The sequence below is a fragment of the Martinezella calliandrae genome, from assembly GCF_030272695.1.
Taxonomy (GTDB): Bacteria; Pseudomonadota; Alphaproteobacteria; order Rhizobiales; family Rhizobiaceae; genus Rhizobium; species Rhizobium calliandrae.
Window position 1 is genome coordinate 165,159 of sequence record NZ_JARFYN010000010.1, and the last position, 15,167, is coordinate 180,325.

General features: G+C 58.1%; 15 protein-coding genes. 9 read left to right on the forward strand and 6 right to left on the reverse strand.

Annotation, left to right across the window (positions count from 1 at the left end; all coding sequences use genetic code 11):
- Positions 1 to 44: 44 nt before the first annotated feature.
- From PY650_RS10330 to PY650_RS10355, 6 genes are all read left to right on the forward strand, one after another.
- Positions 45 to 1,016, forward strand: coding sequence for an ABC transporter permease (locus PY650_RS10330; RefSeq protein WP_285879088.1), 972 nt, complete (start codon positions 45 to 47; stop codon positions 1,014 to 1,016).
- Positions 1,017 to 1,089: 73 nt separating this feature from the next.
- Entirely contained in the window at positions 1,090 to 1,368 is a 279-nt protein-coding gene (locus PY650_RS10335; RefSeq protein WP_285879089.1) for a type II toxin-antitoxin system ParD family antitoxin, read from the forward strand.
- An 80-nt stretch (positions 1,369 to 1,448) separates the two neighbouring features.
- Positions 1,449 to 1,949 carry a DUF305 domain-containing protein gene (locus PY650_RS10340; protein ID WP_285879090.1) on the forward strand — a complete coding sequence of 167 codons (501 nt, stop codon included), beginning with the start codon at positions 1,449 to 1,451 and terminating at the stop codon, positions 1,947 to 1,949.
- A 13-nt stretch (positions 1,950 to 1,962) separates the two neighbouring features.
- Complete coding sequence (locus tag PY650_RS10345) at positions 1,963 to 3,426, forward strand: YncE family protein (protein WP_285879091.1); 1,464 nt, start codon at positions 1,963 to 1,965, stop codon at positions 3,424 to 3,426.
- Positions 3,427 to 3,523: 97 nt separating this feature from the next.
- Positions 3,524 to 4,051, forward strand: a complete 528-nt coding sequence (locus tag PY650_RS10350; RefSeq protein ID WP_285879092.1) for a sigma-70 family RNA polymerase sigma factor — start codon at positions 3,524 to 3,526, stop codon at positions 4,049 to 4,051.
- A complete protein-coding gene (locus tag PY650_RS10355) occupies positions 4,048 to 4,827 on the forward strand; it encodes an anti-sigma factor family protein (RefSeq protein WP_285879094.1) in 780 nt (259 codons plus the stop codon). Before PY650_RS10350 ends, PY650_RS10355 begins: the two co-directional genes overlap by 4 nt.
- A gap of 7 nt (positions 4,828 to 4,834) precedes the next feature.
- Here PY650_RS10355 and PY650_RS10360 read toward each other — a convergent pair whose 3' ends face one another.
- From PY650_RS10360 to PY650_RS10375, 4 genes are all read right to left on the reverse strand, one after another.
- Positions 4,835 to 5,836, reverse strand: a complete 1,002-nt coding sequence (locus PY650_RS10360; protein ID WP_285879096.1) for an acyltransferase family protein — start codon at positions 5,834 to 5,836, stop codon at positions 4,835 to 4,837.
- Positions 5,833 to 7,125 carry an O-antigen ligase family protein gene (locus tag PY650_RS10365; protein ID WP_285879097.1) on the reverse strand — a complete coding sequence of 431 codons (1,293 nt, stop codon included), beginning with the start codon at positions 7,123 to 7,125 and terminating at the stop codon, positions 5,833 to 5,835. The genes PY650_RS10360 and PY650_RS10365 overlap by 4 nt, the downstream gene beginning before the upstream one ends.
- Before the next feature lie 9 nt (positions 7,126 to 7,134).
- Positions 7,135 to 8,409 (reverse strand): polysaccharide biosynthesis/export family protein, encoded by a 1,275-nt coding sequence (locus PY650_RS10370; protein WP_432761512.1) that lies wholly within the window; start codon positions 8,407 to 8,409, stop codon positions 7,135 to 7,137.
- Positions 8,410 to 8,490: 81 nt separating this feature from the next.
- On the reverse strand, positions 8,491 to 9,171 hold the full coding sequence (locus PY650_RS10375) for a sugar transferase (RefSeq protein ID WP_285879099.1): 681 nt from the start codon (positions 9,169 to 9,171) through the stop codon (positions 8,491 to 8,493).
- Positions 9,172 to 9,909: 738 nt separating this feature from the next.
- On the opposite strand from PY650_RS10375, the gene PY650_RS10380 reads away from it, so the two are divergent.
- Both PY650_RS10380 and PY650_RS10385 read left to right on the forward strand, forming a co-directional pair.
- Complete coding sequence (locus tag PY650_RS10380) at positions 9,910 to 10,197, forward strand: exopolysaccharide production repressor protein (RefSeq protein ID WP_285879100.1); 288 nt, start codon at positions 9,910 to 9,912, stop codon at positions 10,195 to 10,197.
- Positions 10,198 to 10,285: 88 nt separating this feature from the next.
- A complete protein-coding gene (locus tag PY650_RS10385; RefSeq protein WP_285879102.1) occupies positions 10,286 to 11,296 on the forward strand; it encodes a glycosyltransferase family 2 protein in 1,011 nt (336 codons plus the stop codon).
- 12 nt (positions 11,297 to 11,308) lie between these two features.
- Here PY650_RS10385 and PY650_RS10390 read toward each other — a convergent pair whose 3' ends face one another.
- On the reverse strand, positions 11,309 to 12,253 hold the full coding sequence (locus PY650_RS10390) for a polysaccharide pyruvyl transferase family protein (protein ID WP_285879104.1): 945 nt from the start codon (positions 12,251 to 12,253) through the stop codon (positions 11,309 to 11,311).
- Positions 12,254 to 12,338: 85 nt separating this feature from the next.
- Positions 12,339 to 13,298, reverse strand: coding sequence for a glycosyltransferase family 2 protein (locus PY650_RS10395; protein ID WP_285879105.1), 960 nt, complete (start codon positions 13,296 to 13,298; stop codon positions 12,339 to 12,341).
- A gap of 120 nt (positions 13,299 to 13,418) precedes the next feature.
- On the opposite strand from PY650_RS10395, the gene PY650_RS10400 reads away from it, so the two are divergent.
- Positions 13,419 to 14,906: a lipopolysaccharide biosynthesis protein gene (locus PY650_RS10400; protein WP_285879106.1), complete on the forward strand. Its 1,488-nt coding sequence runs from the start codon at positions 13,419 to 13,421 to the stop codon at positions 14,904 to 14,906.
- The last annotated feature ends 261 nt before the right edge of the window (positions 14,907 to 15,167 follow it).

Genomic DNA, 15,167 nt, shown 5'->3' on the forward strand with positions numbered 1-15,167 from the left:
CGACAAAGACAAAGAAGATAAGAATAGAATTTGGGAGAAGAACAATGGCCGTGAATACTACAGAAGGCCCCAGCGTCGCGCCGCGGCGCAAGATGAACATCCTCTTCAGCTTGACGCTGATCCTTCTCCTGCTGGCTCTTTGGATTATTCTGGGCTTGTCGACCGACAAGTTCTGGACGCCGCTCAACATCACCAACCTCATGCGTCAGGGCTCGATGACGGCGATCCTGGCCCTCGGCCAGACCTTCGTCATCATCACAGCTGGCATCGATCTGTCCGTCGGCGCTATAGTCGGCTTCTGTACGGTCATCATCGCCTGGCTGCTGCAGGCCGGATTTCCGGTCTGGGCGTCCATTCTGATCACCTTGGCCTTCGGCATCCTGATCGGCGCGTTCCATGGCTTTGGTATCGTGCGCATGGGCCTGCCGCCCTTCATCATCACGTTGGCGACGCTGACGTCCCTGCGCGGCATCGGTTTGCTCATCACCAACGGCTCGACGATCAACATCGTCAACGACGATTTCACCAATTTCGCCGTCGCCGATTTCCTCGGCATTCCGAGCCTGTTCTGGATGGTCATCCTCGTGGCGATACCTGGTTTCATCTTCCTGCATCTCAGCCGCTGGGGTCGCTATCTCTTTGCCGTCGGTTCGAACCGCGAAGCCGCACGTCTCTCCGGTGTCAACGTCACCTGGATGATCTACCTCGCCTATATTCTGTCAGGAACCTGCGCCGCTTTCGTGGGCGTCCTGCTCGCCTCGCGTATCGCCATCGGCAATGCAACGCAGGCCGATGGTTGGGAATTGCAGGCAATCGCCTCTTCCGTCATCGGCGGCACCAGCCTTTTCGGTGCTGTCGGCTCCGTCTACGGCCCGCTGATCGGCGCCTTCATCCTCGCCACCATCAACAACGGCGCTAACCTGCTGAACCTGAATTCCTTCTGGCAGCGCATCATCACCGGTGTGTTGATTATCGTGATCGTCTATTTCGATCAGTTGCGGCGGCGGCGTCTCTAAGAATTTCGTCGACAGTCTCTCGCGGATGGTATGCTAAAGGCATACCATCCGTTTTCTATGGCTGGACTATCCGATGGCTTCAGTCGAAAAAATGACGATCGCTCTAACATCCGAGATGGCCGGATTTATTCGCAACGCCGGCGATGCGGGTGATTATGCTTCAACCAGTGAAGCAATTCGAGAGGCCGTCGCAGGGAACGACCTCACGCTTTATCTTATCGCCGACGATCGTATCGATATCAGCAAGGTATTACATGGTCGGCGAAAAACTACTCGACAAACAAGAGTGGATGCGGAGAGCGCTGGTCGCTGGGCTCTGGACTGCTCTCAATCCAAGCGCTCCAAGAAATAATTTCCCCGCTGCGGAATAAACCGCAGTGGCGTTTGTCTACCTCCATGACGCCGCTCGGCAACCGCTTAAGGAGGCAAGACATGAGCAAATCCCGTTCTATCCGGCATCTGGCTGTCATCTCTGCGCTCACCGCCGCCGCGCTTTCGTCCGCAGCGTTGGCGTTCGCGCAGGATGTGCCCGCATCCCAGGCGCTTCCATCGCCAGCCATTCAGGCGGAAGCGCCCTATCTCAGTGAAAACGATAGGGCGATGACGAAGATGATGAACGACATGGCGGTTAAGCCGAGCGGCAATGTCGACCGCGACTTCGTCGAGATGATGATCCCACATCACCAGGGCGCCATCGACATGGCTCAGGCCTATCTGCGTTACGGTACGAACGAGCAGCTGAAGCGCATTGCGCAGGAAATCATCGTCGATCAGCAGCAGGAAATTGCCGCCATGCGACTGGCGCTCGGCGATCCCCTGCCGCCCTCGACGGCCGCGCCGACAGTCCCGAATACGCCTCCGATCTCCTCCGGTCAGAACTCGTCGTCCATGCCCTCGGGCATGTCCATGACGGATATGAAAATGCGCAATTGAAAAGGACCCGATCATGAAGCCGACCCTCCTCACCCTCGGCCTTCTCGCCGGCTCCGTGTTCGCACCTGTTGCGAGCCTTGCCGGCCAGGCGCCCGGCGCTGCCGCCGACCCGGATATCGCGATCAGCCACAAGGATCGCGTCTACGCGGCCGAACAGTTTTCCAACACCGTGTCGGTGACCGATCCCGCCGACAATAAGCTGCTCGGAGTTATCAAGCTCGGCGATCCGCAGCCAGGCAATCTGAGCCCGCTCTATAAGGGCCAGCTTCTGGTGCACGGCATGGGCTTCTCACCGGACCACAAGACGCTCGCCGTCGTCTCGATCGGCTCGAATTCGGTGACCTTCATCGACACGGCGACGAACACAGTCAAGCACACGACCTATGTCGGCCGCTCGCCGCATGAGGCCTTCTTTACACCCGATGGGAATGAGGTCTGGGTCACGGTTCGCGGTGAAGACTACATTTCGGTCATCGACGCCAAGACTTATCAGGAAAAGCTGCAGATCAAGGTGCCGGCGGGTCCCGGCATGCAGATCTTCTCGCCCGATGGCAAATACGGCTACATCTGCTCGTCTTTCAACCCGGATACGGTGGTGGTCTCGCTTGCCGATCACCAGATCGTCGGCCATGTGAAGCAGGAAAGCCCCTTCTGCCCGAACATCGCCGCCACACCGGATGGCAAGCAGGTCTGGTTCACACTGAAGGACATCGGCAAAACCCAGGTCTTTAACGCGCAAGCGCCGTTCGATGCCATCAAGACGCTGGATACCGGTCCGATCACCAACCACGTCAACATCGTCCACAATGCCAATGGAACGTTCGCTTACGTCACGGTTGGCGGCCTGAACGAGGTGAAGGTCTTCCGCACGGACAATTTCGAGCAGGTCGCAACCATTCCGGTCGGCAATCTGCCGCATGGCGTCTGGCCCTCGGGCGACGGCACGCGCGTCTATGTCGGCCTTGAAAATGCCGACGCTTTCGCCGCCATCGACACGCTGACCAACAAGGTTATCGCCACCATCCCGATCGGCCAGGCGCCGCAAGCGGTCGCCTATGTACCGAATGCGGTTGCCGATGGTGGCGACGGTACTCAAAACCTGCAGCCCCTCGGTGTCGCAGGCCAGTCCGCGCATCTAGAGATGGTGGCCAAGGGCAAGGCCGAGGGCGACAAGGTGCCGACGAGCGTCGCGCTCTTCGATCAGGGTCTGTCTCAGGTTCTGCAGGCCTCCGTGACCGGCCTTGAGCCGAAGAAGCCTTTTGTTCTGGCGCTCGCTTCTAATGCCGACGGCAGCGGCATGTTGGAGCCGCTCGCGTCCTTCATGACGAACCCCGCCGGTTCCGCGATCGTCGATGCTGTCGGGCCGATCCGCCAGATCGTCCAGAACGGCGCAAAGGCCGAGCGACGTTATCTGGTGATCGCAGCCGCGGGTGCGGATGGCCGGCCGGGAGCCATCGTTCAAGTTCAGAAACGATAAGCTCTAGAAATATTGAGAGTGATCCGCCCGCCTTCTCCTGTGATATAGGATGGCGGGTGGTGTCCGCTTTTTGGATTGGCCCGAAGGTCCCACGCAGATGAGTGACATTGTCCGAATTGTCGAGCCGCTCATTCCAGCATTGCGCCGCTATGGGCGGGCGCTGTTACACGATGCGACGGGAGCGGACGACCTGGTGCAGGATTGCCTCGAACAGGTGATCAGCCATTGGCACCAGCGCCGTCAAGATGGAGATCCGCGCACCTGGGTGTTTGCCATTCTGCACAATCTTGCCGTCAACCGGTTGCGCCAGTCGGCGCGGCGCGGTGTTCATGTCCCGCTGGAGGATACGGCGGAGGCCATGTTGTCGCAGCCGCCGGCGCAGGAGGATGCGCTGATGCGGCGAGACATCGTTGCAGCCTTGGCGCTTCTACCGGAGGAACAGCGCAGTGTTCTGCTGCTGGTATCGGTGGAGGATCTGTCCTATGCCCAGGCGGCAGAAGTGCTGAGCATACCCATCGGCACTGTCATGTCGCGGCTCGCGCGAGCCCGCGAGCGGCTGCGACATTTGCTGGAAGGAGAAGGCGGAGCCGCCCGCCCGGGCGCACATCTGCGGAGAATAAAATGACCATGCAGCCGATTACCGAGGACGATCTCCACGCCTATGTCGACGATGCGCTGGACGCGGCACGGCGGGCGGAAGTCGCAGCCTATCTGGAAAGCCACTCCGACGTCGCCGCCCGTGTGGAAAATTACCATTCACAGCGGCTGAAGCTGCGCGACGCCTTCGATCCGATTGCCGAGGAGCCCGTCCCGACAGGGCTCAATCTTGCGCATATGATCGAGGCGCGGCGGAATAAGGCACCCATGACGCGCTGGTGGATGGCGACAGCCGCGGCCACGTTGCTTGTTCTCGGCGGCGGTGGCGGCTGGTGGCTGCATGGACTGTCGCTACCGGCGAACGAAGGCGTCCTGGCCTTGGAGCGGGAAGCGGCCAACACCTATGGCGCCTACGCCTCCGACAGAGTTCGCCCGGTCGAATTAACTGCCGACGACGGCGCCAAGCTTGTCGCCTGGGCATCGGAGCGGCTGCAGCGACCTGTCATGCTTCCGGATCTTTCCGCCTCGGGATATCGCCTGATGGGCGGGCGGGTGACCGCGACGGCGCACGGGCCGGGGCTGATGCTGATGTATGACAATGACCACGGCACACGCATTGTTCTTCTCACCCGGCCGATGCTGGTGGACCAGGACAAGCCGATGGCCGAACATTCCGAGGGCACGACGACCGGTGTCACCTGGGCCAGCGACGGCATGGGCTACAGCCTCGTTGGCCCCTCAACATCGCAAGATCTGCACCCCCTGGCCGATGACATCCGGCATCAGGTCGAGACCAGGATCTGAGCGTCTGTCATGCCGGCGATGGTCGCGACCGTTGCCATCTCAAGCTCTTCAACAGGTTGCGCAGCGGCTTTTCGACCGCTTCGTAGGCGCAGATACCCAGTAATGTACCCGCAATGACGCTGATGAACGTTGCGACGTCAGAGGGCATTTGCGTGGACGCCACCAGTTTTGTCACTACCGAAATTGCCAGCGTGTGCCAGAGATAGATCGAATAGGAGCTGTTGCCGAGATAGGTGAGCAGCGGAATATTCGCAAGCTTGCCGCTGCTCTCCAGCGATACCATCCCAAACACCAGTGCCACGGCAAGTGGGCCGCAGCTCAATTCGTTGAAGGCGAGGCCGAAAAGCTGGATAGCCGTAAAACCCAGCAGGGCAGCGACGATCAGGGCAAGGCCGACGCCGGGACCTGCTGTTTTGCCCGATAGCCATAGCCAGCCAAGGATCGCACCGGCGGCGAATTCCAGGATGATCGGCCGCGTAAAGGTTATGAGCAACGACGATTGCGGATTGAAGATGCTGCCGGCGATGACGAAGGCAAGGAAGATGCCGACCATGCTGGGAAGCCGCAGGCGGCGTGGCAGCAACAGGGTCGCGGCGAAGATGACGTAGAAGAACATCTCGAAATCCAAAGTCCATCCCTGCACCAGAACCGGCCAGATCGCGCCGTTACTCGGCGAGCGGACGGGGATGAAAAACAACGAACCCAGGATATGGGTGACCGTCAGCTTCATGCTCGGGAACAGGCCGGCGAGTGCGCCGGCAACCATGATGGCGGTGACGATCCAGTAGGACGGCGCAATGCGCTGCAGACGATCGAGCAGGAAGCGCGACGGCGTCACCGGACGGCGCTCGCTCATCGTCCACATGATGAAGCCGCTGATGACGAAAAAGACGTCAACGCCGGCTGCTCCAATGAGGAAATGGTCGTCGGTGCGCTCCGCAGCGTGGAACAGGACCACGGCGAGAGCAGCAAAGCCGCGCAGGTATTGAATGCCATAGAGAGTTTTCATCTGCTGATCTGCTGCTCCCAGCTCACCGGCTGTGCAAACTCCAGTCGATCGTCGGGAGCGAGCGGAACAACCCGTTTCGCCCGGGTTTTCATCGTCAGCTTACCCGCCGTGAAATAAAACAGGAACGAGCCGACGTGGTAGGGATTGAGGATATCGATCTCGACGAAGGCACGGATCAGAAGCAGTGCCGCTACGCCGAAGAGGACATAGGATTCGTCGTTTCTGATATCGTTCAGAAACCGCTTGAGATGGCCGATGAAGGCGGTGAGCAGGATCGCCACTAGCAGGCCGACGCCGATCAGTCCCGTCTCGACGGTCGTTTCGATGAAGGTGTTGTGGAAATGGAAACCGGCGCGAGAGGCAATGTAGAATTCTTCCCACAGACGCTCCGGCTCGGAGAAGCCCTGCACCCAGTAGGCCTGGTAGCCGGCGCCGAAGAAAGGATGCTGTGCGGCGGCTTCTATGCCCTGTTGCCATAGATAGGTACGACCCGTCAGCGTCGAGTCCTTGCCGAAGGCACCGAGCACCAGATCGACGCCACCGAGATTGACACCGGCGACAGCGACCGCGAGACCGGTTATGGCTAAGATGAAAAACAGCCTTGTACGCTGCAGCGGCGACAGGAACAGGATGATACGCATCCCGATGCCGAGCGCGACGACTAGTGCGGTCGCCAACACCGATGTCGCCGACGACGACTTCAGCAGACAATAGGCGGATAGGAGACCGGCAATGCCCGCACCGACCATCCAGATGCGGCGCTCGCCGAGAATGAAGACGGCGGCGAATGCGAAATAGATGCCGAGCGAGGCATAAAATCCGAGCTGGTTCTTCGAGGCAAAAGCACCGACGAAGCTATAAGTGCCGTCGATCGGATCATAGGCTGTATAGCCGAAGAGGATCGAATAGATCAGCACGATGCTCGTACCGGCGATTGCACCGCGCGAAAGCGTGCGGATATCGAGCGTGCGCATGGCGATCAGGGCGCACACGATATGCGTCATGTACTGGATTGCCGCACGCGCCGTCACTGACGGCACGGCCGACCAGAAGATCGAAAGGCAAGTGAAAACACCGAAGGCGAAGAGCCAGAGCTGCTTTTGGTAACTGCCGAGCGCGCTACGATAGTCGATCAGCACCAACGGAAACCAGAGCGCATAATAGACAAGGATGGACGGCTGCCCGAAGATGGAGGAATAGGCGAAGACGAAGAAAGAGAGCGCAACAGCCACCATGCCATAGGTGCTGTTGCTGCCTGGACGAACAAAGGTCGATTTGGCGATCTGCATCGACCCCCCTTATCGCATGGCCATGGCGGCGCTGACCTTGATGAGGTCACCCGGCATAACCTGGGTGTTCTCGTCCGCCTGAATTTCCTTCGGCTGGCCGTTGTCATCGCGCACGATGGTATAGGCGACTTTAACGTCCTGGCCGCCGGGATCAATATTGCTGGCATCGGCAGACTGCGCGACTGCTTCCTGCATCAACGCCTGGCTCGTGGAGAGCTTGAGCTGCAGGGTTTCCAATTGTGTATCGGTATCCTGCAAATCCTGGGCAAGCGAATTCTGCCAATCGTTGCGCAGCGTGGCCTCGTCCTGATCGGCCTTGCTGATACTCTGCTTGGCGTTCAGCGATGCCCTGTCGGTATCCAATAGATTGGTCTCCACGTCGGAAGCGCGCTGTTCGGCCGAGATCTTGCGCGAGGCAAGTTCCAATCCTTTTTCCGCCAGGCTCTCGACCTTGTCGCGGTCCGCCTTGGCCAGATCGAGCTGGCGGCTTAGCGTATCGGTTTTCTTCCCGAGCGACTCGACCTCGCTTTGCAGCAGCACTTTCAGGTCCGCGAGCGCCTGCAATTGCGTCGACAAGCGGACGCTACGCGCTTTCATCAGGGCCTCTTCGCTGGCAAGTAGGTCAGCCGATTGTGGCAGCTTTTGCAGCTCCGGCGGGACATTGATCTGATCCTTCCCTTGGACCTCGGCCAGCAGACGCTGCTTGCGCATCAGCAATCGTCCGCGCTCCGCCATGAGGACGACCGCGTCTCCCTTGGCGTTGATGAAATCGCGCGCGAACCGCTGACCGGCATCGGCACGTCGCGTGCCGCCACCGAGGCTAAGTGCCTTAAGGACAGTAAGATTGGGTACGAAAGGATATTGGCCCGGATTCTGAACTTCGCCGGCGAGATAGATCGGCCGGAATTGCGAAAGCTCTACGGAAGCCGACGGCCGATCGCGCAGGCCGAATTGTTTTTGTAGCCCGACACCGATGGCTTGGGCAATTTCGTCAGTTGTCTTACCGACGGCCGGCATATCGCCGATGAAGGGAACGGAAACCGAGCCGGAGGGACCGACGGTGTAGTCGCCCGAAATCGTCGACCAGTCGCGGATCGTGCCCTCGGCAGTTTGCCATTCGGCAACGCGAATGTGCAGCTTGTCCATGACGCCCAGATGATACCCAGGAAGGTTATCGGCATAGCTGCGGCCCGATAGCATGCAAAGGCTGATAACCACCAGCGCCGTGCAACGAAAAGGTGTGGCCTTGCCAACGAACTTGCCAGGAGACTGAAATTCAATCATGCAGGATCTTCCCTGTTATTTGACCGCAGCCCGCGTTTGCGGAACACCGCAGGAACCCTCCTGCGGTATCTGCGTTCGTCTTTAATAGCTGCCGCGCGACAGGCAGACCGCCGGAATGGTTTTGGCGATGATGAGCACGTCGCTGCTGAGCGACCAGTTCTTGACGTAGTGCGTGTCGAAGGCGACGCGGCTGGCATAGGAGACGTCGTTACGACCGCTGACTTGCCAAAGACCCGTCAGGCCAGGGCGCGATTGGAGGTAGTAGATCGCCGCGGTTTCGTAGAGTTCCAGCTCGTCCTCAACGACAGGGCGCGGCCCGACGACACTCATTTCACCGCGAATGATATTGATAAGCTGCGGCAGCTCGTCGAGGCTGAGCTTTCGGAGCACCGCGCCGACGAGGGTGACGCGGGGGTCGTTCTGCAGTTTGCGTGTTGCACGCCATTCCTCCATCGCTTGCGGGTTGGCTTTAAGATAGGCCTGCAGAACCTTGTCGCCGTCGACGACCATGGTACGGAACTTCAGGCAGCGGAAGGTTTTGCCATTATGTCCGATGCGGCGATGGCCGTAAAAGACAGGGCCTCGGTCCGAGAGCTTCACCAGCAGCATAAGCATGAGGAAGATGGGGCTGATGAAGATCAGCGCCGTCATTGCGGTCGAAACGTCGAACATCCTTTTCAGGATTCCACCTGTTGGCGGAAAGACGTCGGTTTCCGGAGCGCTGAAAAAAGCCGGTGTGGCCGATCTCGTCGCAGACTTCATAGAGGTGACTCCATTCATGTTGGCGAATTGGTCGGAAATGTCTCGGGCGCCTAGTTAGCGCTGTGCATGACGGAGTGTAGGTAGCGATTATGATTTTTTAAGCCAAATTTTTATGGCGACACGGATTCGAGGTAGGCGCTTACCGCCAAACTGCCAAACTTCGTAAGTTTAGCTAGTTCTTATATAACGATTATACTAAAGAATGTATTGTATAGACGGCTAAAAAACCTGCGCCTTACGTTACGGATAGTGCAGTAAAAGAATGTTAAAGGCTATAAGAGGCGATTTTTTCATCGATTGTTGTTGGAAAAGGCTTTGCTCACTCTTGAGCGTTCATGCGCAATCTTGATTTTTCGCGGAAATTATTGCGCTGCAACACGATATTGCGATGCACATATTGGCGTTCGCGAAGACAGGACTTTGTAATAAAAGTTGATTAAGTTCTTCGAGACGCGGGTCAATAGCCCACATGAGTTAATATCACAAAAATTGTATATAGCCCCTTAATGGACAACCTTAATGAGAATGGGAAAGAAAGAGAGAAAATATCGAGTCCAATTGCGCGTAATTCGGGGGACTAGTTTTAACGAGTGGTGGGTAAAGTCGTATCCATTCGCAACAGACCATAATCACTCGGTTGAATCTAAAGGATTCATTAAATATATTTGCCGTGTGGGTCTATTTCGGGAGGCAAGACCTTGAATGCTTTTTTTGTCATTGTGCGGGCGAGGTAATGTTATGTATGCGCCACGCTTTTTTGTCAGCATGGTTGGTGCACTAGCCGTATTTGCCATTGCGACTTATTTCCTGACGCAGTCTCTTTCGACCACGTTGATCGAAACGGTGATTTGCGCCGTACTGCTGCAGATCGGTTACTTTCTGGGCGTGCTTTTTCTCGTCTGGAAAGAGCAGAGGGCCCGAAACGCGTTATTGAATGAGGATGCGGCCGCAATGGCGATGCGTGACGACAAGGTCACCGGCTTGCACGCTTCCAATCTCAACCGTTCCGAACCCTTCAATCCGTAAGGTCACCCCTTGGTCGATCTTTTGGCGATCCTGTGGTTGCCGATAGCTGATGCCGTCCTAAGTCTCCGGCAGAACCATGGAGGCTAATGTGACTGACAGTGCCCAGAACAACGTCTGCGTAATCATCGCCGCGAAGAATGCCAGCGACACTATCGGCCTTGCCGTCGCCTCGGCACTGCGCGAGCCCGAGGTGGCTGAAGTCGTTGTCATCGATGATGGTTCAACAGACGGCACGGCCGCCTCCGCCGGCCTCGCCGACGACGGCAGTGGGCGTCTCACCATTCAGGAATTCGAGAAAAATCGCGGCCCTGCGGCAGCACGCAATCACGCGATCGATATTTCGCGCGCGCCCGTGATCAGCATCCTCGATGCCGACGATTTCTTTTTCCCAGGGCGCTTCAAGCCGCTGCTCTCAGCCGACGATTGGGATTTCGTTGCCGACAACATCGCCTTCGTCAACGCCGATACGGTCTCGGATGCTTTTACGATGCTTGATCATTTTGATCCGAAGCCGCGCTTTCTCGATCTGGTCGCCTTTGTTGAAGGCAATATCTCCAAACGTGGCGTCCGACGCGGCGAGATCGGCTTTCTGAAGCCGCTGATGCGCCGATCGTTTCTGGACGCCCACGGCCTGCGCTATGATGAGGCTTTGCGCCTCGGCGAGGATTACGATCTCTATGTACGGGCGCTTGCCAAGGCTGCTCGCTACAAAGTCATCCATAGTTGCGGTTATGGCGCGGTGGTGCGCAGCAATTCGCTGAGTGGTCGCCATCGCACCGAGGATTTGCTGAGGCTTTACGAAGCCGATCGGGCAATCCTCGCGGCAGGCGGTCTTTCGCCGACCGATGCAGCCGCCATTCGCCGCCACGAGCAACATGTTCGCGGCCGGTTCGAGCTGCGGCGCTTCCTGGATATCAAGGGGCAGTCGGGTCTGGCTGCGGCGGCTTTTTATGCGTTGGGTAATCCGACCGCTATTCCGGCCATTGCCGCTGGCATTCTTGCCGACAAGACGGAGCGTTTTCGCAAGGGCGGCGGTGCGCCGATCGCTCATTCGGGGACAAACGGCCTGCGTTATCTGCTACAGGCCGCTCCCGAATAATTCTTCGCCTTGTCAGAGGTAATCGCGGCGCACGCCTTCGAGAACGTCCCAAAGGCGCTGCTTGCGGTTGGCAAGTGTTGCATCGGCGCTCAATTGCGGCTTGGCCTTGCTGGCCTGCCAAAGCCCCAGCGCCGAGGGCACTGCAAGCGCCTGTTTTGCCATCACCCTTAGACGGGTTTGCTCAGGATCGGCCAGCACCATCGTCTCCCCCTGCCGGCGCTTTTCCTGCTCGTCGACGGCCTGCCCGTCACGTTCGAAACCAACGCCCCAGAACCGGGCACCCTTGGCGATCGCTTCGGCGCGGGTAGAGACCGGAATGAGCTTTGGCGCGTAGGTAACTTCGAGAGAGCGGGCCCAATCGTTCCACTTGAAGCTGTTGATCGCCCGTGACGTGCTGACGGCGACCCACGGCACGCGGAAGGCATCGGCCAGGATCGCGCCGTGCATGGATTCAGCGACGATCAACTCGGATGTCGCGATCTCGCGGATCACGGCCTTCGCCTCGCCGCGGGGGTCGAGATAGGAAAGGCCGACGGTCTTGCAGATCTCCGGCCAGATCCCGGCGGCAGCCGACTCCCAATGCGGTACGAAGGTGCGGCGTTTGCTTTTCGGTAGATTTTTGAACTCAGGCATTTCGGTCACCATCACTGCCGGGTCGACGATGCCCATGTCCTGCGGAAGGCCAACTTTTTCCGCCGTCAGCGGGCCACGCACACAGCGAATATCCCATTCGTTCGCGTCGCGCATATCGGGAAGCGAGCCATAGCCAAAGCCGCTGCCGATGACGAGCTTGCGGCCCTCAAGCGGCAGTATCAGGGTGTTGAGGACGGTGCCGACCCCGACCAGCAGTGTTTCTTCATGCACGTCGCGCAGGCCCGGGAGCAAAAAATCCCAGAGCCAGAGATTGAGATCGTCACCGAAATTGCCATGGGTGGATTCCCAGTGGAACGGCTTCATGCAGGTCTCCTTGGTGAAATAGTAGCCGAACACGCGTTGGCTTTTAAATACTATGGCATCGACAGCTTTGCTGCAGATGCGAAAACTAGGGCGCGAACTTGCCCGCGGCAAGCTGCATCGCGCTCTGCAATATCGCCGGATCGCGCCATGCCCATTTCGCCAGGAGCCCGACCTGTGGTAACCGCCGCCGGCGCAATTGTCGTACCTGGCTCCAAAGGGCCTGTTTGCGGGCGCGGTTCTTGTAAACGCGAATGGCCGCGACGTCCTGAGGCCGGCGCGAAAACCGCTGCTCCAGCGTGTTAAGCGCCGTCCAGGTGTTGAACTGCTGGTGCAAGAACTCCGGTGAATCGTTATCGATGCTGTGAAAGATATTCATGCCCTCACCGCGCATTGCGCCGGTATCTTCACAAAGCAACACGCGTTTGGCCGCCAGGATGCAGTCGCAGAAGAACAACACATCCTCTGCCGCCAGTCGCAGGGCGGCTTCGAAGCGGATTTTCTCAAACAATGGCCGGCCAATCACCATGCAGGAAAGATGCAGAAAACTCCAGTCTTTCAGCATAACGCTGGCGACATCGGGAATTTCGATAATCGACGGCGTTTGGGAGAGACGAGTGGCATCGACCGATTTCGCCAATTCCGCCATGCTAAAATGGTAGTAGAACTCCTCGCCACCATAGATCGAGTCCCAATAACAATCGGCATCATGTCGCGTCAGGGCCTCGACGGCGTTAGCGAGGTGTTCCGGCGCCCATTCGTCGTCGGAATCGAGGAAGGCAACGAAGCGGCTTGCTGCCGGCACGTTGTCGAGACCGGTGTTGCGCGCACCACCTGGGCCGGCATTGGTCTGACGGATCACCCTAATTCGCGCCCGATCTTCTTCCCCAAGCGATTGAAGCTCGCTTTCCGCCGAAAGCGGCGATTGATCATCGACAACGATGATATCGAAATCCTGAAACACCTGCCTAGATATCGACCTCAATGCGCGCTGCAGAATGCCTGATTGCTTCTGGTAGAAGGGAATAACAATCGTAACTGACGCCATTTTCTCGCCTTTACGGTTTCAACAAGAGTTTGCGGCCCCCTGTACGGGGGTCGCGGCCGTGTGTTTTTCGACAATCTCCATCGCTCATTTTCAGCCGGTCCCAAGAGATAGGATGTCGCAATGACCTCAACAGTTAGTGTCCGTTCGATTACGAACAATGTCGGATGGAGCGTTTTATCCAAGACAAGTACATTTGGACTAAAATTCATCACAGTGCCCATTCTGGCACGCATCCTTACCCCGGAAGAATTCGGTGTCGTCGCCGTGGCGCTGACGGTGGTGCAATTTCTGGCCATGATCGGCGGCGCCGGACTGACCTCCTCCCTCGTCATCCAGGACAAGGAGGACATGCTGACCATCCACTCGGTCTTCTGGGTCAACCTGGTCGTCTCGACGCTGATGGCCGTCGTTCTTTACGTCTTCGCCGACTTCTTTGCAGCATTATTGGGCGCAAAAGAGGCAGCCTACCTACTGCGCATCATGGCCTTCATGATCCCGATCCAGCTTGCCGCCGATGTCGCCTACTCAATCCTGGCGCGGCGGATGAACTTCAGCAAGGACGCGGTCTGGAGCATGATCTCAGAGTCCTCCGGCGCATTGATGGCCGTCGGCCTGGCATATTTTGGATTTGGCGTCTGGTCGCTGGTTGCGCAGCTTTTCGTTTCCGGCACGGTGCGCCTCGTCGGTCTTTATAGCGTCTCCGGCTATTTTCCGCGGCCCGTCTTCTCGTTCAGCCGTGTCAAGGGACTGACGAAATTCTCCTTCGGCATGATGGGTTCGGAAATGGCCAACTTCGTCACCTTCCAGTCGCCGATGGTGATTATTGCCCGCTATCTCGGCCTCGCCGATGCCGGCGCCTATTCGGCCGGCAACCGCTTTGCCAGCATTCCAAACCAGGTGGTGCTCTCGGCGGTCATGGGCGTCTTGTTCCCGGCCTTCAGCCACATGATGCATGACCGCAAGCGCCGGTCGGATGCGCTGATGCTGAGCACACAGGTGACGACGGTGCTGCTGGCGCCGATGATGTTCGGGCTGTGGGCAATCGCTCAGCCGGCCATGCTGGTACTGTTCGGACAGAAATGGGCCTATGCCTGGCCCGTGCTCGGACTGCTGGCGATCTCCAAGGCGATCCTGACGCCCTGCAGCACCTTCATCCCCTATCTCAAGGGTGTCGGCCGCGGCAACGTTCTGTTCTGGTCGGCGATCATCCGCGCCATCATAACGACCGCTGCCGTTGCCTATGGAGCGATCACCGGCGATCTGATCACGGCCATGGTCTGGCTTTGCATCGTCAGCGTCGTCACGCTGATCTTCTATTCCTGGGCGGTCTTTCGGGCCGACGGCACGCCGTTCTTCCGGGGCCTCTATATCAGCAACCGGCCGATGATCACCGCACTCATCATGGCTCTGATCGTTCGCTTCATGCTTGACCATCTGCAGACGCAGCTACCAAGCCCCGTCCTAAAGGTCGTCGTCGGCTCGCTGGCAGGCGGTGTGATCTATGCCGTACTTGTTCTTTTGACCGAGGGAGCCCTTGTCCGCAAGCTGCTGGAACTTGTTCGCTCACGCAGAATGCCAAAGGCAGAACCACAACTCGTAGGTGATTAATCCTATTCGCACTTTCTCAAGAAGCTTGCATCGCCGCCTCATTTCGATCATTTTTGATAGCGAACTCTGCGGCGATGCAAAAAAATCCTCGGCCGGTGGAAAAAAATTTGATGCCGCTACAGCGTGTATTTCCATTCTGTTCACATAATATTACACCAGCCATAAATCGTTTTAAGCCATTGACTTCCAAAGAAATTAATCCGTTTGGGCTATATGCTTGTCCGGCCTTTTCGCCGCGAAATGACTGGCTTTAGCGCTCCT